General features: G+C 48.9%; 30 protein-coding genes. 27 read left to right on the plus strand and 3 right to left on the minus strand.

All coding sequences use genetic code 11. The annotated features are described in order from the left end of the window. Nucleotides 1-123 precede the first annotated feature (123 nt). Both M2416_RS12815 and M2416_RS12820 read left to right on the plus strand, forming a co-directional pair. Nucleotides 124-408: a helix-turn-helix transcriptional regulator gene (locus M2416_RS12815; RefSeq protein WP_259224282.1), complete on the plus strand. Its 285-nt coding sequence runs from the start codon at nucleotides 124-126 to the stop codon at nucleotides 406-408. A 139-nt stretch (nucleotides 409-547) separates the two neighbouring features. Continuing rightward, nucleotides 548-1,165 carry a BRO-N domain-containing protein gene (locus tag M2416_RS12820; protein ID WP_259224283.1) on the plus strand — a complete coding sequence of 206 codons (618 nt, stop codon included), beginning with the start codon at nucleotides 548-550 and terminating at the stop codon, nucleotides 1,163-1,165. Between the two features lie 273 nt (nucleotides 1,166-1,438). On the opposite strand, the gene M2416_RS12825 is transcribed toward M2416_RS12820, so the two are convergent. Then, nucleotides 1,439-1,624: a type II toxin-antitoxin system HicB family antitoxin gene (locus tag M2416_RS12825; RefSeq protein ID WP_259224285.1), complete on the minus strand. Its 186-nt coding sequence runs from the start codon at nucleotides 1,622-1,624 to the stop codon at nucleotides 1,439-1,441. A 193-nt stretch (nucleotides 1,625-1,817) separates the two neighbouring features. Here M2416_RS12825 and M2416_RS12830 point away from each other — a divergent pair, with 193 nt between their 5' ends. The 21 genes from M2416_RS12830 (at nucleotide 1,818) to M2416_RS12930 (ending at nucleotide 14,043) form a co-directional block, all read left to right on the plus strand. Then, nucleotides 1,818-2,030 (plus strand): host cell division inhibitor Icd-like protein, encoded by a 213-nt coding sequence (locus tag M2416_RS12830; RefSeq protein WP_259224286.1) that lies wholly within the window; start codon nucleotides 1,818-1,820, stop codon nucleotides 2,028-2,030. Next, the gene (locus M2416_RS12835) at nucleotides 2,023-2,229 is read left to right on the plus strand and encodes a hypothetical protein (protein ID WP_126065409.1); all 207 of its coding nucleotides are present in this window, start codon (nucleotides 2,023-2,025) and stop codon (nucleotides 2,227-2,229) included. The genes M2416_RS12830 and M2416_RS12835 overlap by 8 nt, the downstream gene beginning before the upstream one ends. Beyond that, a complete protein-coding gene (locus M2416_RS12840; protein ID WP_099972654.1) occupies nucleotides 2,222-2,422 on the plus strand; it encodes a hypothetical protein in 201 nt (66 codons plus the stop codon). Before M2416_RS12835 ends, M2416_RS12840 begins: the two co-directional genes overlap by 8 nt. Continuing rightward, complete coding sequence (locus M2416_RS12845; RefSeq protein ID WP_099972655.1) at nucleotides 2,415-2,693, plus strand: host cell division inhibitor Icd-like protein; 279 nt, start codon at nucleotides 2,415-2,417, stop codon at nucleotides 2,691-2,693. The genes M2416_RS12840 and M2416_RS12845 overlap by 8 nt, the downstream gene beginning before the upstream one ends. Then, nucleotides 2,686-2,883, plus strand: a complete 198-nt coding sequence (locus M2416_RS12850) for a hypothetical protein (protein ID WP_099972656.1) — start codon at nucleotides 2,686-2,688, stop codon at nucleotides 2,881-2,883. The genes M2416_RS12845 and M2416_RS12850 overlap by 8 nt, the downstream gene beginning before the upstream one ends. Continuing rightward, a complete protein-coding gene (locus M2416_RS12855; RefSeq protein WP_259224291.1) occupies nucleotides 2,876-3,247 on the plus strand; it encodes a hypothetical protein in 372 nt (123 codons plus the stop codon). The genes M2416_RS12850 and M2416_RS12855 overlap by 8 nt, the downstream gene beginning before the upstream one ends. After that, nucleotides 3,244-4,992 (plus strand): DNA primase family protein, encoded by a 1,749-nt coding sequence (locus M2416_RS12860; RefSeq protein ID WP_259224293.1) that lies wholly within the window; start codon nucleotides 3,244-3,246, stop codon nucleotides 4,990-4,992. The genes M2416_RS12855 and M2416_RS12860 overlap by 4 nt, the downstream gene beginning before the upstream one ends. A 328-nt stretch (nucleotides 4,993-5,320) precedes the next feature. Continuing rightward, entirely contained in the window at nucleotides 5,321-5,527 is a 207-nt protein-coding gene (locus M2416_RS12865) for a hypothetical protein (protein WP_259224295.1), read from the plus strand. A gap of 190 nt (nucleotides 5,528-5,717) precedes the next feature. Then, nucleotides 5,718-5,933 carry an excisionase family protein gene (xisR, locus tag M2416_RS12870; RefSeq protein ID WP_115656457.1) on the plus strand — a complete coding sequence of 72 codons (216 nt, stop codon included), beginning with the start codon at nucleotides 5,718-5,720 and terminating at the stop codon, nucleotides 5,931-5,933. Nucleotides 5,934-5,990: 57 nt separating this feature from the next. Further along, the gene (locus tag M2416_RS12875; RefSeq protein WP_259224297.1) at nucleotides 5,991-6,359 is read left to right on the plus strand and encodes a single-stranded DNA-binding protein; all 369 of its coding nucleotides are present in this window, start codon (nucleotides 5,991-5,993) and stop codon (nucleotides 6,357-6,359) included. 216 nt (nucleotides 6,360-6,575) lie between these two features. Beyond that, nucleotides 6,576-8,540 (plus strand): ATP-binding protein, encoded by a 1,965-nt coding sequence (locus M2416_RS12880; RefSeq protein ID WP_259224300.1) that lies wholly within the window; start codon nucleotides 6,576-6,578, stop codon nucleotides 8,538-8,540. A gap of 86 nt (nucleotides 8,541-8,626) precedes the next feature. After that, entirely contained in the window at nucleotides 8,627-8,875 is a 249-nt protein-coding gene (locus M2416_RS12885; RefSeq protein WP_259224302.1) for a hypothetical protein, read from the plus strand. A gap of 308 nt (nucleotides 8,876-9,183) precedes the next feature. Beyond that, complete coding sequence (locus M2416_RS12890) at nucleotides 9,184-9,360, plus strand: hypothetical protein (RefSeq protein ID WP_259224303.1); 177 nt, start codon at nucleotides 9,184-9,186, stop codon at nucleotides 9,358-9,360. Nucleotides 9,361-9,504: 144 nt separating this feature from the next. Then, nucleotides 9,505-10,281 carry a hypothetical protein gene (locus M2416_RS12895; protein WP_259224305.1) on the plus strand — a complete coding sequence of 259 codons (777 nt, stop codon included), beginning with the start codon at nucleotides 9,505-9,507 and terminating at the stop codon, nucleotides 10,279-10,281. A gap of 11 nt (nucleotides 10,282-10,292) precedes the next feature. After that, the gene (locus M2416_RS12900) at nucleotides 10,293-10,796 is read left to right on the plus strand and encodes a hypothetical protein (protein WP_259224306.1); all 504 of its coding nucleotides are present in this window, start codon (nucleotides 10,293-10,295) and stop codon (nucleotides 10,794-10,796) included. Between the two features lie 3 nt (nucleotides 10,797-10,799). Then, nucleotides 10,800-11,264: a hypothetical protein gene (locus tag M2416_RS12905; protein WP_259224307.1), complete on the plus strand. Its 465-nt coding sequence runs from the start codon at nucleotides 10,800-10,802 to the stop codon at nucleotides 11,262-11,264. A gap of 34 nt (nucleotides 11,265-11,298) precedes the next feature. Then, nucleotides 11,299-11,832, plus strand: coding sequence for a gp53-like domain-containing protein (locus tag M2416_RS12910; RefSeq protein ID WP_259224308.1), 534 nt, complete (start codon nucleotides 11,299-11,301; stop codon nucleotides 11,830-11,832). A 2-nt stretch (nucleotides 11,833-11,834) separates the two neighbouring features. Next, nucleotides 11,835-12,260 (plus strand): tail fiber assembly protein, encoded by a 426-nt coding sequence (locus tag M2416_RS12915; RefSeq protein WP_259224310.1) that lies wholly within the window; start codon nucleotides 11,835-11,837, stop codon nucleotides 12,258-12,260. Nucleotides 12,261-12,558: 298 nt separating this feature from the next. Then, complete coding sequence (locus tag M2416_RS12920; RefSeq protein WP_259224312.1) at nucleotides 12,559-13,143, plus strand: helix-turn-helix transcriptional regulator; 585 nt, start codon at nucleotides 12,559-12,561, stop codon at nucleotides 13,141-13,143. A 108-nt stretch (nucleotides 13,144-13,251) separates the two neighbouring features. Further along, nucleotides 13,252-13,440 (plus strand): hypothetical protein, encoded by a 189-nt coding sequence (locus tag M2416_RS12925; RefSeq protein WP_259224314.1) that lies wholly within the window; start codon nucleotides 13,252-13,254, stop codon nucleotides 13,438-13,440. A gap of 54 nt (nucleotides 13,441-13,494) precedes the next feature. After that, nucleotides 13,495-14,043 carry a hypothetical protein gene (locus M2416_RS12930; RefSeq protein WP_259224315.1) on the plus strand — a complete coding sequence of 183 codons (549 nt, stop codon included), beginning with the start codon at nucleotides 13,495-13,497 and terminating at the stop codon, nucleotides 14,041-14,043. Between the two features lie 20 nt (nucleotides 14,044-14,063). Here M2416_RS12930 and M2416_RS12935 read toward each other — a convergent pair whose 3' ends face one another. Next, on the minus strand, nucleotides 14,064-14,225 hold the full coding sequence (locus tag M2416_RS12935) for a hypothetical protein (RefSeq protein WP_167798066.1): 162 nt from the start codon (nucleotides 14,223-14,225) through the stop codon (nucleotides 14,064-14,066). Nucleotides 14,226-14,486: 261 nt separating this feature from the next. Between M2416_RS12935 and hpt the strand changes: the two genes are divergently transcribed. Beyond that, complete coding sequence (gene hpt, locus M2416_RS12940) at nucleotides 14,487-15,023, plus strand: hypoxanthine phosphoribosyltransferase (protein WP_259224319.1); 537 nt, start codon at nucleotides 14,487-14,489, stop codon at nucleotides 15,021-15,023. A gap of 100 nt (nucleotides 15,024-15,123) precedes the next feature. Here hpt and can read toward each other — a convergent pair whose 3' ends face one another. After that, the gene (gene can / locus M2416_RS12945) at nucleotides 15,124-15,786 is read right to left on the minus strand and encodes a carbonate dehydratase (protein ID WP_045859826.1); all 663 of its coding nucleotides are present in this window, start codon (nucleotides 15,784-15,786) and stop codon (nucleotides 15,124-15,126) included. A gap of 106 nt (nucleotides 15,787-15,892) precedes the next feature. Here can and M2416_RS12950 point away from each other — a divergent pair, with 106 nt between their 5' ends. From M2416_RS12950 to M2416_RS12960, 3 genes are all read left to right on the plus strand, one after another. Then, nucleotides 15,893-16,819, plus strand: coding sequence for an ABC transporter ATP-binding protein (locus M2416_RS12950; RefSeq protein ID WP_041144085.1), 927 nt, complete (start codon nucleotides 15,893-15,895; stop codon nucleotides 16,817-16,819). Continuing rightward, on the plus strand, nucleotides 16,816-17,586 hold the full coding sequence (locus tag M2416_RS12955) for an ABC transporter permease (RefSeq protein ID WP_041144086.1): 771 nt from the start codon (nucleotides 16,816-16,818) through the stop codon (nucleotides 17,584-17,586). Before M2416_RS12950 ends, M2416_RS12955 begins: the two co-directional genes overlap by 4 nt. 120 nt (nucleotides 17,587-17,706) lie before the next feature. Continuing rightward, nucleotides 17,707-18,147, plus strand: a complete 441-nt coding sequence (locus M2416_RS12960; protein WP_259224323.1) for a PTS sugar transporter subunit IIA — start codon at nucleotides 17,707-17,709, stop codon at nucleotides 18,145-18,147. Nucleotides 18,148-18,164: the final 17 nt, after the last annotated feature.

An 18,164-nucleotide genomic window follows, 5' to 3' on the forward strand; every position in this document is an offset into this window, starting at 1 on the left:
CTTAACTCCACTCCGAGTTAGGCTAACTTGGGTTTTAAACATCTCTAGTAATAGCCAAAATCCTCCTAACAACGCAAGAACAGATAGGAACGGTTTCTTCTGATTGCGTTCACTGGAGGAAACATGCCAAATATTAACTTTACCCCGCCAAATCCAGAGCAACGCCGCACTCTCCTGGAAGAGTACGGATTCAAGTTCGATCGCCGAATCCGTGAAGAAGAGTGCAGCGAAATTACCAGCCTTTCCCGTTCTAGCCGTTGGAAGATGGAGCAAGAGGGCCGCTTCCCTCCGCGCTGCCATTTTGGCCGCAACAGCTGCGCCTGGCTTCTGTCAGATGTGCTTTGGTGGGTGCGTAATCCTCCTTCTGTACCTAACGTCAATAACCCATATAGCCGTAAATCGGCCTAACAGAAGACTAATGCAACCACACGCAACTTCGTCTGATCAGCGAAATGAAGTTTTGTTGCGTGTTGTTGAGTTAAAAATATTGCAGCATACCTAACGCTGTCGCGGCGGCTCTGAATAAGAACTTTTTGGAGCGATAGAAATGACTCAGAAAAAATTAACTGCCTTAACTGGCAGCGGCAAGACTCACCCTGAAGCCAGCAAAAAGGTTAATTTCACGGCAAATGAAAATGATATTTCAGTAATTAAATTTGAAGGACGCACGGTCAGGATCGTGAATGTTTGCGGTGAGCCGTGGTTCGTTGTGTCTGATGTGTGCCAGGCGTTGGAAATCAGCAACCCAACCAGTGCTGTAGCCTCTCTGGATGGTGACGAGGTAATGACCCTAACTTTAACTGAGGGTCATTCGGGTAAGCGTGGCGGAGCGCGTAGATGGAATATGGCTGCAGAATCAGGTTTCTATAAACTGATTGCCCGTAGTCGTAAGGCTTCTACTACAGGCACGTTTGCCCACCGATTCACAAACTGGGTGTTCCGCGAAGTTATCCCGTCCATACGTAAAACCGGTTCATACGGCGTCCCGTTCTCATTCCTGAATGACTTCAGTCGCCGCAAGGATCAGTACACAAAGAAAGCCAGTAAGTGCGGTAGAGACCTACAGGTGTGCAAAGGAGAGAAAGCCCGTCTTGAGACGGAAGAAATTGGATTATGGAGAAAGTATCAACCCGGATTGCTGGAGGGCGTTGAAGATGATGCATAAAACAAAGGCAGCTTTGCAGAGCTGCCAATGTCACTACGGAATATTCAAGCAGAGCCAGCATACCAGGGTTAATGCTGGTGGTCAAAGAATGAGCCGGCTCAATATTGAGTCCGCTGATTTTATTGGTTTTTTTAGCCAGCGCAATTCTGCGCTCACTGATTTTACTCAGCTTTTATGGCAAAGCCCAAAAGTGAGCTTTGCGTATAAGACATTGATTTTATCTACTTCGTCACTTTGGTTTGTCGATAGCCGGAGCTACAAAAATAGCGGCAGTCAGCCATTTGGTTCTTCTTTGGCTTTCTTGCGTTGGCGGCGTTTGATCTCGCCCATTGCGGCGGCGATAAGAAAACCGGCGGTACTCTCACCGTTATTTTTCACTGACTCGATATCCTCTAACACTTCATGCGGAACTCGAACATTTACTTGTTTTGATTTGTTGTTTATTGAACCCGTTGCCATTACTGGATCTCCATGCGTTAGGTGCTATTCACTATACGCAAAAAAAAAGCATATTCAATGCTTGACGTGCTATTCACCTAGTAATATGGTGAATAGCACCTTGATTAAAGCAAGGTGCAGAAATGGCAACGCCTCGGACTGTTGGAGCAGTACCGAGGCGTCTAACCACAAACCGTTAAGTGAGGTAACAGTTATGGCTGACAATCAGTCTACCCAAACTCGCCCTGAATTTACATGGAGATTTCTCTCCACCTCTGAGCGATACCCTAACGCAAAGCCGTTGGTAATCTACGTCAACGCATCCAGCGAACAGGAAGCCTGTAACACTATGCCGGGGGTAAACCTCATTTTCGCTGCCCGCCTTCCATTTCATGCTTTTCAGGTGATGGAGGTCAATCATGCGTAAATCAATAAAAATGCCTGTTGTTCATTTATCGCTACCCGTCCCTGAAAACTTCACAGGCAAAGTGCTTGTGAATGTCGAAAAAGGCGTAGCTGTTGGCGGGTTTCCGTTAAGACCAGATGAGTTTGTTGGTTCCGTCGATAGCTTTATTGAATGTTGCCGCCTGACAGGGCTCCAGATTGTAGAGGTGCGTCATGAGTGATCTCCCCGTCCGACAGTTTGCTGACAAAGCATATCAGGCAGAAATCATTCTCGCCCTGATGCAGAAAAGGCAGGTTGAGAAAATGGAATCTGGCGAAGTGGCCGCGATGATAAATCTACTCAAAGATCTGGTTGGCAGTGTAGGCGGTTTTCTTGGTGAAGAAGCGTTTCGCGAGGAGGAGGAAAATGCGTAGCCCTCAACCTAAAAGCTTTACCTGGTTGTTTCTGGCCACTTACGACGACCCGCTGGCGCTTCCTGTCGTTCTGCGCACTCAGGCTAATACCGAAGATGAAGCACGTTCGCAGCTTACTGGTGATTTTTCTCTGACATTTGCGGCAAAAATCCGTTCCGATTGTCCTCTCACCTGTCATTGGGTGGATCGGGATAGTTCTGTTTTGTGGTCTGTAATGGGCTGCAATGCTGACGCTTCCTTTCAGCAAATGAAGGGGGCTGGCAATGTCTAAGCTCGAAATATTGACCCTGAAGAAGGCGAAATCGCGAACTTTACAGCTTTCAACGCTGCTAATGGTGATTTCACAGAACTCGGTGCAAGAACACGAAAGGCAATCTCTGGTCGAGCTTGCATACGACATTTCGTGTGAACTTGCTTCCTTCATGCTTGAGCAAGAATTTCCGGAGGTAGGCCATGCATAACCCGGCTGAGTTAAACGAATCGCTTGAACGGCGTGTGGACCTGCTGACTGAAAAGGTGCTGGTCCTTGAGCTGCAGATCAAATCACTGACTGACAGCCAGAGGGGAGAGATCCCCCCGGGTATGGCACCAGTATCTACGCTGGCTGCTGAGTTCGGTATCTCCACCAAAAAGGCGGAAGAGCTGGCGAAAAACACCGGCGTGATGATGGTGAAGTTAAAAGCAGGTGGCTTTGTTGCGCCGGAAGAGAAATTCAGGGAGGTGGCCAGACAGGTGTTACGTAGCGCTAAACGTAAATACGGATCTGCGTACTGGTATCACCCGTTGTTAGGCAAATTCCAGATGAGTGGAGGGATCCCGAAGTGACAGACACCGTAATCAAACCAGAAGAAATTTCCGACGCGCTCTTTTCCTGCGTGTATTCCTGGGTCAATGGTCATGCCATCGACAAGAAAGGGGCAGATGCTGCCGTAGCACGCCACCGTGACAGTACTTCGCCTTATGGCGTACTGGCGCGTCGTCTGTGTGAGTTTGTTGCCGGTAGTGGCCCAACTTACGAAGAATTGTGTGATTTGGGCCTGGTATTGATCGATGCTGGCAGGCAGAAGGAAAACCGCATTGCTCTGGTGGCGGGGATTATCGGCGATGAGGTTAAACAGCTTCTTTGTGATGTAGAGCGGATTAACCGGATATTCCCTCAACCAAAGCCGGAGAAAAAGAAGCGCGTCACTGATGCGGCCACGTCCTCACTTAACCAGATGGGTCCAAGTCAGCGCGGTGAGGTGCTTCTTGATCACTATGGTGGATTGCTGGCGCTTCACCAGGAATCGGACACGGTACACCACTATAACGGGGTGATATGGACGCCGGTCAGCGATAAGGCACTTGCCCGCCAGATGGCGGCAATATTTATTGAGGCTGATGCGCCATATTCCATGACGGCTATGAAAAATGCGGTCGATACGATGAAGTTAAGCCTGCCTCCGATGAGAGCCACAGAGCGTAACCTGATTGGCTTCTCTAATGGTGTTTTTGATACCCGTAAGGGGGAATTCCGTGCCCACCAGAGAGAGGACTGGCTACTGGTCGCCAGTGAGGTTGAATTCGGGAAGGTGACGGAAGGGGAGAGACTTGAAGCCCATGCGCCTAACTTCTGGCGCTGGCTACAGCATGCCACCGCAAGAAACGACAGAAAAGCCTCACGACTGCTTGCCGCGCTCTATATGGTGATGGCTAACCGCTACGACTGGCAGTTGTTTCTTGAGGTAACGGGGCCAGCCGGCAGTGGTAAAAGCGTTATGGCTGAAATCTGTACCATGCTGGCGGGTAAGGGCAATACGCAGTCGGCTAGCATGTCAGCGCTGGAGAATCCCAAAGAGCGTGAATTGCTGGTGGGGTATTCGCTTATCGTCATGCCGGATATGACGCGCTACGTAGGCGATGGTGCAGGGCTGAAAGCGATAACCGGCGGGGATAAGGTATCAATCAACCCGAAGTACAGACAGCCTTACTCGATGCGTATACCGGCTGTCATTCTGGCGGTTAACAATGATGCCATGCGGTTCAGTGATATTGGTGGCGGGATATCAAGACGGCGGGTGATTTTTAATTTTTCAGATGTGGTCAGTGAGGATCAGCGTGATCCGATGCTGGTGGAAAAAATCGAGTCGGAACTCCCTGTGATTATCCGCCACCTGTTAACCCGTTTCGTGAAACAGGACGAAGTGAAACAGCTTTTGCGTGAACAGCAACGTTCTGATGAGGCGATGGAGGTTAAACGGGGTACAGACCCGATCATAGACCTTTGCGCAGCGTTGTTTTTTATGGACGAGGCCAAAGGGCTGATGATGGGCGGCGGTAATCATGCTGCGCTGGAGCCGAGGAAATACCTTTATCACCTCTATCTTGCCTTTGCTGAATATCACGGTATCAGGCCGGTGGCGGTCACGAATTTTGGCAAGGCGATAACAGCGGCAGCGCGGGAATATGGTCAGGAATATCTCACCAGAACGATCAAGGGCAGGCGTCAGACCAATGTTGGTATAGGTGAGCTGGCTGATGAATTTATGCCCAGGGCATACGGCGCTGAACCGCCAAAAGACGAAGAATAGAATTTTTAAAATGCATTACTATCTACCTAATGGTTGAAAAAGGATGATTAAGTAATATAAAACAGTAAGTTAAGTTGGGTAGATAGCATCAAAATTACTATCTACCTACTGTCTACCTGCTATCTACCTTGTCTACCCAATGGGTAGAGAAAACCCCTCTGGGTAGACAGAGGGTAGGCAGTAAATTAATGCTATCTACCCGCCTGAAACCCGCGCCATTACTGGCCTGACAGCAATCAGGTAGACAGGGTAGAGAGGAAAACGCAAAACTTGTATTTTTTATATCTCACAAAGAGCAAACTGAGGTGAAAAAATGCAGGAAGCCGGAATGGTTGAGAAGAAATCAGCAGGTAGCGCAGCCCTCTGGATGCGTGAGGCCGTGGAGGCAATCGATAAACAGTTTGGCGATTGCTATGCCAGAGAACACCCTGAGCTGGTGGCGGGCTTCATGCAGGCAGCAGCCATCGATCAGGCGGGAATGTATATTCGTTCGCTGGTGGAAACGCTGGATTTATGGCCCGGTTCGTTGACATAACGCACAGAGCGAACCGTTGAGTCTCTAAATGTGGAGACTCCGGAAATGACAGCACAATTATCAGCATATGGGCGGCTGGTGGCCAGACAAGTTTGTCGGTAGCCCACCAGCCAATTTGCTCTACTCAGCCACCAGCGGAACCGCCCGTTCGCGGCGAGCTAACCAGTCAAAAGAAGAAATGAGGTTAATTATGGCCAATATTACTCAAGATGATGAATGGGTGATGGAAGCGGGAATTATAGCAAGGATGTATATGACCCCCCGGCAAATAAGAGCTTACCGTAGCGGGCGGTGGGTAGAAGGCATTCATTATAAGAAGCATTCCCCCAACCCACTCTCTACAGAAGGGAGAGCGACACTTCTTTATAACTACACAAAAATCAATAAGCTTGTTGGAGATACTTAATGATTATGCTGGTTGGTGGCCAACCCTGAGACCCGGATAACGGGAAAAGGTACGAACATGGCTATGGCCCGACTGGCGGTATCGCTGCCGTGCAATGCGGCAGAGGACGGGCAGGCTACTTTCTGGCTGGGTGTCATTGCCTTTGGGAAACAGGCCGATGCGCTGGCCAAACACCGTAAAGGCGACCTGGTCAGTGTGGCGGGCAATATGCAGCTCAATCAGTGGACTGGTCAGGATGGCGGTACCCAGCAGGGTTATCAGGTACTGGCCGACAGTGTGATCAGCGCCAGAACGGTACGACCCGGCGGTAAGGTGGGGCAGCAGGGGCTGGACACTAACGCCCTTCGCCGGGCGCATGAGCAACACCCACCAGCGACCGGTCATGATGATTTTGACCAGACGCCGCCGTTTGATGATGGTTTCTGACATCCGATCCAGATGATCAGAAGTGATTTACCTGTGCTCAGGTGAAAAAGAGCTCGCAGGCAATACTTTACTGTAGCGTCAGGAAGGGGACTGGGCGCTGTTGTCTGGCCATCTGGAGCGGATGAACTATAAATCCATTTTATAGTGATATAATTCATATGACTAAGTGCCTCGTCGTATGGCATATTGATAAAAAAATACGCACGGGGCTGCAAAATGGAAAACATTGACGTTATTCTGGGAACAGATCATTTAGAAGATATCGCTTCAGCAAAACCAATCCCAGCACTGAAAGAAGTGATATGGAATGCCTTTGACTCTAAATCATTGATAGTGAAAGTCGACTTTCTTCGTAACCCTATTACCGATACAATTGAAAAGATAATTGTTAAAGATGAAGGTAATGGGATTCCTTTTAATAAAGTAAGTGACCTTTTTGGGAGTCTTGGGGAATCATGGAAAAAAGAAGCAAAGAAAAAAGGCGACCACTCTTTGCATGGACAATATGGCAGAGGGAGATTTAGAGCTTTTTCATTAGGTGAGGTTGTCATATGGTCAACAACTTCAGATGCCCCAAATGGGAAGGTTAAATATTCGATAAAAGGAAATGTAAATACTATTAAAAGGTTTGAAATAAGTGATGCCGAACCTTTAGTTGATAAAAACAAAGGGACAATGGTTGAGGTTTTTAACCTGGCTAAAGGTGTGGATGTACTCGCTAATGAGTCATCTAAGCAGGCAATCACTAAAGAATATGCACTTTATCTAACTGAGTACCCTGATAAAAAATTATTTTATAATAATGATTTAATTAGTCCTTCAGATGTTTGGCTTGATAAGCGTGATTATAATTTAGGTGACGTTGAAATTGAGGGTAAGCCCGAGTGCGTTGTCGTCTCGATAATAGAGTGGAATTTTAAAACATCTCGAGAAATTCACTATTGTGATGAAAATGGTTTCTCTCTTTTCAGCGAACCACCGGGTAATGTTTTTCGCGCCTATGGCGTTGATTACACGGTTTACGTAAAATCTTCATATATAAAGAGGAAGTATGAAGAAGGCATTCTTTCAATTGGCGATATGAATACCGGTGTTAGAGAGTTGAAAGAAGTCATTATTGATCTATGTCGGAAGCATTTTGTAAATAAAGAGTTTATACAAAAATCAAAAATTGTTGAGGAATGGAAGAGTCAAAATATCTATCCATATGAGACAGTGCCTCAACCGGGTTCAGTTGAAGAGGCTGAACAAAAAGTTTTTGATATTCTTGCTGTGAATGTTGAGAGCTATTTGTCGCCCTTTAGCAAAGCAAATACTAAAGTTAAAAGATTTACATTCAAACTGTTATCTCAAGCTTTAAGGGATAATCCATACTCAGTAAGAAAAATTCTTTCGGAAGTTTTAGTTTTGAGTGCAGATGATCAAGATGCCATGGCAGAACTGTTAGAGCGAACAACGCTCCCTAATATTATTAGGGCATCACAAGTAGTATCTGACAGACTGAATTTTTTGACTGGATTAGAGCAACTTCTTTATGATGATGCAACGCGAAAAAAATTACTTGAAAGAGACCAGTTGCATAAGATTTTAGAAGGTGAGGCGTGGATATTTAGAGAGGACTTTAATTTGTCCAGAAGTGAAAACACTCTAAATCAAGTCCTTGAATATCATTCTTCTTTATTGGGGGTTGATGATGGTTTTGATGAACCAGTACTTAGAGATGATGGAACTACAGGAAGGGTCGATTTACTTTTAAGTAAAGCACGTCAGCCCAGGCAAGGCGAGCTAGAACATTTAGTAGTTGAATTAAAAAGGCCAACTAAAAAAATAGACTTAACAGTTACCAATCAGATTGAAAGCTATGCTCATGCAGTAAGCAATGATACTAGATTTGATAAGAGAAAAACTAAGTGGGTATTTATTGCAGTCTCTAATGAGGTAGCTCCTTTGGTAGAGGAGAAAATTACTCAAGATAACCGCCCATATGGAGTTCTTCATTCAAGGGGGAATATTGAAATATGGATTTATACTTGGGGCGAATTAATCCAGCAGGCTCGTTCGCGTTTGATGTTTTTCAGTAATCTTTTAGATATAGACATTAATCGTGAGTCTGCGACAAGTTATTTGCGTTCTACTTACGAAAAATTCATACCAAAAATTGATGAGGATGCTGAGTCATAATATTGGTGGCGACTTTCGCCTCTTTATTTAATGTTAATATTATTCTTATGATGGCGACTGGAAAATGAAAAGGTGAGGCCATGATAATGGGTTACCTGCTGATGTCTTACATTGCGCTTACTTCCTGCTGGCCTGTGACGCTGATCATGCTATCGGTTGCCGTTGTCGTGTTACTGCATGCGGAACGCCGGGTACTGAATGTGTCCATCGTTGTCCTGGTTGGTTTTCTGGTTTTTGCTGCCTGGCAGTTCGGGGCGACGATGCGTAGCCCCAATTCATTGCTGGTGGGAGGCGCAGGAAGCTTTGTACATCTTGTCGGGATAGAAAGCCGGTAATCCCCCCCCCTGATTTCCGCCATCGATACCTGACCCTCTTTCGTTACTGTGCAAATCTGCACAGTTTCTTTTTCCAGTCCATTAGCCTGTGATTTGTACGCCTGAGAGCATAGCCGCTGAGCTGTCGCTTTACCGGCACCGAAACCTCCTGCCGCACCTCCATTAACAAGCGCATTCATTATGCTGCCATGAACTCTGTATTCTCTTTTGATTAAAATATTTTATCTTGACGATTTAATTTATTGATCATAAGTTAAGCACATGCAGAAGAAGTCTGTACGTTTAACCAGTATCAGGAGGTCAGGAAAATGGTAGTCACTAACAAAAAGCCGATTCTTGTCGATCAGCCGATTCTCGAAGGGTTACAGCGTCTTCGGGATGATGAGTGCCGGCGTTCTACCGTTGGCGCAGCGCCAAGTATTCAGGAGCTGGCGCGTCACCTTTTACGTCAGGGGATTAGTAGACATGAAACAAACAAAAAGTAATGCCGTGCCAGGAGTACAGGAGCAAAACAGGCTGGGTGTTACCGGTATGGTTTGCCGCGGGGATGAGAGAACGCCAGCTCAGAAAGCAGAAGACAATACTTCTGCAACTCCGCTGGATATTCACCAACCAGAGGAAAGCAAGCCATGTCGCTAATGACGTTACCCGCATGGGCGCTAACAGCGTTCGGTACAAAAGGTAAGAAAAAACAGCCCCAACTATCTGAGGAAAACCCATCCATGTTCGATTTCTCGCATCTGTCAGGAAAAACCAAAGCGAAAGGCGAGTCCGATAACGGGAATGTGCCACTGAAACTGGACAGTGACGACACCCAGATCACCAGACCTAAGCAGCACAGTCGCGGCCACAATGTCGCGGTATCGACTGAAGCTAAGGATAACCCGGTTCTGGCGGTTCGTTTGCTGAAAGAGACCGAGCTTTCTTCGAAGAAAATTAAGCTGAAACTGGCATCTTCGCCGGCGGCGCTTTCTGTCTTTACCATGAAATTTATGGAAGAGAACGATCCAACCTGGGAATTTCAGGACGATGAAGAGAAAGCCCGCACGGCGCTGATGTTTTCGACACAGAATCGCGATGCAAATGGTTATCTCGCTGCCAAAACTAGCGCCCTCAAGGCATTGAAGAAAATGGAAGAGCCACTGACAGAGGATGAGGTCAAGGCATTAGCCAACATCGCATCTAAAATGCAGAATGATTACGACCCGATGTCGCCTGACAATGTCAATGCCCGCCGTAAGGCTGACGAAGAGTATCGGACGGAAGTCGCGCAGGCAACTGCACGTCGCAATGACCGTATCCGTGCATCTGGTGTGAGCTTGCCGGGAGATACCCGTCGTGTTAATGGCAAGATTGAAGGGCCGGCACGTGAGGCCGAACTCCTTAAATCACAGGTTCCTCTCTGAGAGGTACGGTGATGAGCGTTATGAACTTTCAGCACCTCAATCAGCCGCAGCTCAATGCGCAGGCATACGGCTTTTCCGGGCGCCGTATGCAGCGCATGCACCGGCTTCAGCAAACTGTTGAAGACGAGCAACCCTCTGTATGTCGCCATTCCGATGCGCATCTGATCGCGGTGAGCAAAGAGGCCAAACAAAACCCAATACTGGCATTTCATCTTATTGCCGAAGGCATACCACATCAGCGGGCCATCGCCATACTGCAGAGCAGCGTTCGGCTGCTCAGTCGTTTTACCCGTCGGGCCATGGAGAAAGCCTATCCTGGCTGGGAGCTCCTTGATGCCGAAGACCAGAACATGGCGGCATTCCAGCACAGCATTATTAACGGAGACGCTAACGGCTATCGAGCTGGTTTTAATGCTGCCCTGTCGGCGCTGGAGAAGTTTGTAGAGCCAGTAACGTATGACGATATCGTTAATTCTCTTCCGGCGTCTCACGATATAACCGGACAGGAGCACTGAAAAATGACGTTGAATAAAAATACCAGTTCAACCTTTAACGTTAAACTTCTGGAGAAAATACCAGAGGTATTAGGTAAGTCATCGGATCATTTCTTAATTGATGATGTTCATACCAATAAAGACGGCACTAAGGAAACCCAAAAAACATTTGAGCTTCCTGCACGTGAAACCTTCCTGATGGCCATGAGCATGAGTTATGAACTTCAGGCGGCAACATATGACTTCATGAAAGAACTCGATCGCCAACAAGGAGGGCTCCTGAGGTATTCCATAGAAGATTTGAATAATTTAGTTTCAGAGACCAGACAAAACCCAGACAAGCATTTAACTAATACGAGCGATGGCCTGAAGAATTATCAGGATACCTTAGCCTTGCTGGAGCGAGCTGAATATATGGTAGGCATGCTTACCAGGTTATGGCTTGGTTGGTTGAAGGATGAGGCGAAAGCTAATTCTCCATCAATTTGAACTCATCATAGATATCAATCAAAGGATATACAAAATGCGTAAGATAAGTTCAGTCACTGATACCGCTGATAATAAGGGAGAATTTACCCAAGGTAATGTCGCTCAAGGTATTCCACCGACAATCCTTGTGGCAGATATTTTTAATACCTGGCAGCGTGAGCTGGTGGGTGTGGTTGAGGGCTCTGGCCGCCAGCTTGAGCCTGAAAATGATGGTCAGTTAAAAGAGGTTATCGATGAGTTGAGGATCACTGCCCTTCTATCTGGGCCCGTCGTAGGTGCCCTTACTTCTCAGGGTTACTGCATCATTCCTACCAGAACGCCATCAGGTGAAAAGAAAAATATTATTGTTCAAATGGGAACAGCCACAATTAATGCGTCATCAGGAACTGTTCAATATCCAATACCTTTTCCTAAGCGGGCTATTGCTATTGTTGCTACGAAATACGCAGATGGGAACCGCTACGTGTCCGTAACCAATGATTCCAATGCCAGTTTTGGCGCATACGGCTGGATCAATGGTATTTCCGGTAATGCAGACAATTTTGGGTGGTTAGCGATTGGAGAATAGTCATGTATCAGTTTAGTGCATCAACGGCGTGTTTTTACCCAGATGAATTATTGCCAGCTTATCGGGATAACAATTCGCTGCCAGCGGACCTTATCGCAGTCAGTGATAACGTGTTTCACGAGTTCACCGGGGCTCCACCAGAAGGTAAGCAAAGGGGGGCCGGAGCTGATGGTTCGCCATCATGGGTCGATGTACCTCCACCGACCAAAGCACAATTATCCAGGCAGGCTGGGGCTGAAAAAGAGCGGCGCCGCACAAAGGCTGAGGACGTTATCGTCCCTTTAGCGCGTGCCCTGAAATACGGAATGGCTAGCCAGGATGAAAAAACGCGACTGGAACGCTGGGAAAAATATTCCGTTTTGCTCAGCCGTGTTAACCCGGGTGATGCCCCAGATATTGAATGGCCTGTTATGCCGGAAGTTCTTTAAGTGATCGCTATGGAATGGCCCTCAGAAAAAATGGGTCCTTCCTGAGACTTTTGTAAGGCACGGGCATTGCGCGCCGCAGTGTTTTTGTAGCTGCAGGTTTTGAATTTGATTCACACTTGCGCACTTTCACACTTGTCACTTTTTGTTATGGGTTTGTTGATTGTGAGCGGTGGTAAGGGATTGCGGGAAGTTTTGGTAATTTTTGATTCACAGTTTGATTTACACATTCAGTATAAAAAGTGTGAACCCTTCACACTTTGTGTGCACGGTTCACACTCCGTCAGCGAGGTAGGTTGTTATGTTAATGTCAGTAAGCCAGTACGCCGAGCACAGCGGCATGAGTCGCCGGTCATTTTACAACTGGGAAAGTAAGCAGGGATTCCCGGCGCGGGTTGACGGGAAGATTGACCAGGAGGCCTGCGACGCCTATCTGGCACGTTACCGTGACATCCATGATCCACGCGCTCAGAACGCGAAAAGCAAAGCGGTGGTATCCGGTGGCCGCACTGTTGCGGGTAGCGCTCTGGTAGAGATGAGTGTTGCGGAGATTATGCTCATCGTGGCATCTGGCGCCGACAAGGTGGCCGGGATGGGGCCGGACGAACGCGCTCAGTTGGCCGCCAAGGCCGTAGATCTGTTTTTAAGCGAAGGCCCCTATAACCCGCCTGTGACGTTCGGCGGCTACCGGCTGTCGATTGTTGAAACGCCAGATGATGAAATCGGGCAGATCATCGCGGGTGGCGGGTTCGGCCTGTCTGCTTATGATGTGATTTACGAGTGCCGGGATTACACCCTGACTCTCATGAGCGATGAAACCGAAGAAACAGCCATGCGGAGGGTTATTCCTTCGCTGCTGTATGCCCTGGCCGACGATATCCATTAAAGCAAAGAGTGCCAGCGGGCTCCTGTTATTCCAGCCCTTCGGGGCTGGCTTTTTTATATCATTACTCCGGCCGTAGCATGTGGGCCCGGTCGACGAGAGAATTTGGCTATGTTAAAACAGAAGAAAATCGAGGCGACAATTGAAGAGTTGGCCCGCCTGCAGGGGCATGAACTGAACGCTGTCGATATGCTGGAGTTACGTCTCAGGGTGGCCGGGGCGCTCGCAGCAAAAAAACGACACCGCCAGCGCATGGAGGCTCCACCTTATCAATGGAAGAAGCCAGATTTCTTTCGGTGATTTATTCGTCCAGGCGAGGTATTAGTAATCACTTCGCCTAAAGTGGATTTAAACATGAAATTTGATGAACATGATGCTATTGGTGCTTATCTTTCAATAAATAAGCCTCAATCAGCTGAAAAATGCTACCTTGAAAAGGTGTTTGATAACGATGGTTGGGATGATCTGTTGGCAATTCAAGCTAATAAAGATTCTATTACTCCTAAGTTTAAGTCTGAATTTCATCTTTTTTGGATTGAAAAAGGGCATTTTATCAGGGAAAAGTTCAATAACGATAAGAAGTTACTAGATTTACTTCGAGCCTTTTTGCCACCGTATGAAGGTGAAGGTATGTTTTTGTTTCGTGGTGAAAATATAGATCGTTTTAATGATTTGAAAGTTGGCTTTTGTTGGACACAAAACCAGAAGAAAGCTAAGCAGTTTGCTAGTGGGTTAAATGCCTGTGGTAAGGGGGGAATTTTATTGAAGGCGTGGGCGCCTGCTTCATCAATTCTTGCTGGAATTCATCCTCATAGCGTATATCTGGGAGAATATGAAATTACAGTAGATAGTACGGGCATTGAGCAGATAGAAATAATTAGACAATACCCGCCGTCACATTAGCTTTCTCAAGATTTTTGCTGTTAGCCGCCAGCAGCTTCAACTCCAGCTTTGTATCCTTCCTCATAGGGATCCGAGCCTAATGGGGTCATTGGGCCGATTGGCGCGATTGGAGGAATGACGTTTCCTTGTACTGACTTGTATCCATCGCTGTACCCACGAGCGTAGTCTTCTTGGTGGCTCATCTTGTTACTCCTTTTTCCAGTTAACAGATCTCCAGAATACGATGCCTTGCTTAGGATTTACAGTTTGAACTGATAGCCAGTGCTGCATTTTTCTTCTCTGAACATAATACTGTATACTCGCCGCCTTTCTTCGGTACTCATGCTTTCGCATCATTTCTAGTTTGTGCGATAATCCGTATATCAATCGGTGTATCAATATTTACTGAATTGCATAGCGTGAGATTGAATTTAACTGATTAAAATCAGTGAGATATATAGATTATGAAACATATTGTAGAAGTGATGATCCCGGAAGCCGAGATCAAAGCGCGTATCGCCGAACTGGGTCGTCAAATCAACGAATGCTACAAAGACAGCGGCAGCGAAATGGTGCTGGTGGGGCTGCTGCGCGGCTCATTTATGTTTATGGCCGACCTGTGCCGCGAAGTTCAGGTGCCGCATGAAGTCGATTTTATGACCGCTTCCAGCTACGGCAGCGGCATGTCCACGACCCGCGACGTTAAAATCCTCAAGGATCTGGACGAAGACATTCGCGGTAAAGATGTCCTGATCGTGGAAGACATCATCGACTCCGGCAACACGCTCTCTAAAGTGCGTGAGATCCTCAGCCTGCGCGAGCCGAAATCGCTGGCCATCTGTACGCTGCTGGATAAGCCGAGCCGTCGCGAAGTAAGCGTACCGGTTGAGTTTGTCGGCTTTGCTATCCCGGACGAGTTCGTTGTCGGTTACGGTATTGATTACGCCCAGCGCTATCGCCATCTGCCGTACGTGGGCAAAGTGGTGCTGCTGGACGAGTAGGACGTAGGTGAGCCGTTGTGCGGTGCCCGGCTAAGCAGCATGCCGCCGGGTTTATCCGGCGCGGCGCGGGCCGCCTGTCCGGAAGTGAAAAGCGCGTCAGCTACTTGTGGTTGACGTGCTTAATTTTGAGGTTGGAAATGCCGTGACGGTAGCGCTGTTCGAGCGTTTCGCGGCTGACGGCGGTCACGTCGAGATCGCGCAGCAGGCCATCGTGAATGCCGTAGGCCCAGCCGTGGATCGTCACCTTCTGCCCGCGTTTCCACGCCGAGCGCATAATCGTTGAGTGACCCAGGTTATAGACCTGCTCCATCACGTTCAGCTCGCACAGCGTATCAAGGCGGCGCTCTTCGGGCATCTCGCCCAGCAGCGAACTGTGTTTAAACCAGATATCGCGAATATGCAGCAGCCAGTTGTCGATCAGGCCCAGCTCGGTGTTTTCAATCGCCGCCTGCACGCCGCCGCAGCCGTAGTGGCCGCAGATGATAATATGTTCGACCTCCAGCACGTCAACGGCGTACTGCACCACGGAAAGACAGTTCAGGTCGGTATGAATCACCAGGTTGGCAACGTTGCGGTGCACAAACAGTTCGCCAGGCTCCAGGCCCGTTAACCGTTCAGCGGGTACGCGGCTATCAGAACATCCAATCCACAGAAAGCGCGGTTTTTGCGCCTGAGACAAGGTTGCAAAAAAACCGGGGTCTTCTTCCACCAGCATTTTTGACCATAGTGCATTGTTGCTGATGAGTGTATCTATATCGTTCATGGACGTTCACGGCCTATAACCAGGTAAGTGCGTTGCGCTAATATAGGTTAACCTCACATTTTTTAAAACAACCCATCGCGTGTCACGACACGAGAAGAGACATTTAATGACCATTGCTCTGGAACTAAAACAGCTTACAAAAACCTACCCCGGCGGGGTTCAGGCGCTGCGGGGGATCGACCTGCAGGTTGAGGCAGGCGATTTTTATGCGCTGCTGGGCCCGAACGGCGCGGGAAAATCCACCACGATTGGCATTATCAGCTCGCTGGTTAATAAAACCTCAGGCCAGGTCAACGTCTTTGGCTACGACCTGCAGAAGGACGTGGTTAACGCCAAGCGCCAGCTCGGCCTGGTGCCGCAGGAGTTTAACTTTAACCCCTTCGAAACCGTGCAGCAGATCGTCGTCAACCAGGCGGGCTACTACGGCGTTGAGCGTAAAGAAGCGGTGATACGCAGTGAAAAATACCTGAAACAGCTCGATTTATGGGAAAAGCGCGGCGAGCGCGCGCGGATGCTATCCGGCGGCATGAAGCGCCGTCTGATGATCGCCCGCGCCCTGATGCACGAGCCAAAATTACTGATCCTCGATGAACCAACTGCGGGCGTGGATATCGAACTTCGCCGCTCGATGTGGGGCTTCCTCAAGGATTTGAACGATAAAGGCACCACCATTATCCTCACCACCCACTACCTGGAAGAGGCGGAGATGCTGTGCCGCAATATCGGCATTATTCAGCGCGGCGAGCTGGTGGAGAACACCTCCATGAAGGCGCTGCTGGCGAAGCTAAAATCGGAAACCTTTATTCTCGATCTGGCGCCGAAAAGCCCGCTGCCGGTGCTCGAAGGCTATCAGTATCGGCTGGTGGATACCTCGACTCTGGAAGTTGAGGTGCTGCGCGAGCAGGGGATCAACAGCGTATTTTCTCAGCTGAGCGCGCAGGGCGTTCAGGTTTTAAGCATGCGTAACAAAGCCAACCGCCTGGAAGAGCTGTTTGTCACGCTGGTACATGACAGGAAAGGAGAATCAGCATGATGCAGCTGTACTGGGTCGCGCTGAAAAGCATCTGGGCCAAAGAGATCCACCGTTTTATGCGTATCTGGATCCAGACGCTGGTGCCGCCGGTGATCACCATGACGCTCTATTTCGTCATTTTTGGCAACCTGATCGGTTCGCGCATCGGCGAAATGCACGGTTTTACCTATATGCAGTTTATCGTGCCGGGCCTGATTATGATGGCGGTGATCACCAACGCCTACGCCAACGTGGCCTCCTCTTTCTTCAGCGCGAAATTCCAGCGCAATATTGAGGAGCTGCTGGTGGCGCCGGTGCCGACGCACGTGGTTATCATCGGCTACGTTGGCGGCGGCGTGGCGCGCGGGCTGTTTGTCGGGATCCTCGTCACCGCGATCTCGCTGTTCTTCGTCCCGTTCCAGGTTCACTCCTGGCTGTTCGTTGGGCTGACGCTGCTCCTGACGGCCATCCTCTTCTCGCTGGCGGGCCTGCTGAATGCGGTATTTGCCAAAACCTTTGACGATATCAGCCTGATCCCGACCTTCGTGCTGACGCCGCTGACCTACCTCGGCGGGGTATTCTACTCTCTGACCCTGCTGCCGCCGTTCTGGCAGGCGCTGTCGCACCTGAACCCGATCGTCTACATGATCAGCGGCTTCCGCTACGGCTTCCTCGGCATCAACGATGTTCCGCTGATTACCACCTTTGGCGTACTGGTGGTCTTTATCGTCGCGTTCTACCTGCTGTGCTGGTCTCTGATCCAGCGCGGACGCGGTCTGCGCAGCTAGCGGAGCGTTATTGGCGCTTCGCTGAGCGATTAGGCGAAGCGCCATCGGCTAATCTTGACTGCCATCACCGACATCAATCCTTCCCCTTGTTAAATTAGCCTCCTGCTAAGGAGGTAGGCGATGTTAGGTTGGGTAATTACTTGTCATGACGAGAAGGCGCAGGAGCTGCTGGATCGTCTGGAAAAAAAATATGGACCGCTGGCGCAGTGCCGGGCGGTGAACTACTGGCGCAATCTCAGCAGCAATATGCTGAGCCGCATGATGTGCGAGGCGCTGCACGCGGTCGACAGCGGCGATGGCGCGATCTTTCTCACCGATGAAAGCGGCGCGGCGCCGTATCGGGTCGCGGCGCTCATGAGCCATAAGCACACCCACTGCGAAGTGATCTCCGGAATCGACTATCCATTGTTAGAGCGAATGTATCTGCTGCGCGAGAGCCTGAGCAGCGAAGCGTTTCGCGAGGCGATAGTCAGCGCCGGAGGCCCGACGGTCAGCAGCCTCTGGCACCAGCAGCAAAAAAATCCGCCTTTCCGTCTGCTGCATGAAGCGTTCGGGAATTAGGCGTTGGTATTGATGCC

It is taken from the genome of Klebsiella sp. BIGb0132, from assembly GCF_024810075.1.
Lineage (GTDB): Bacteria > Pseudomonadota > Gammaproteobacteria > Enterobacterales > Enterobacteriaceae > Klebsiella > Klebsiella terrigena.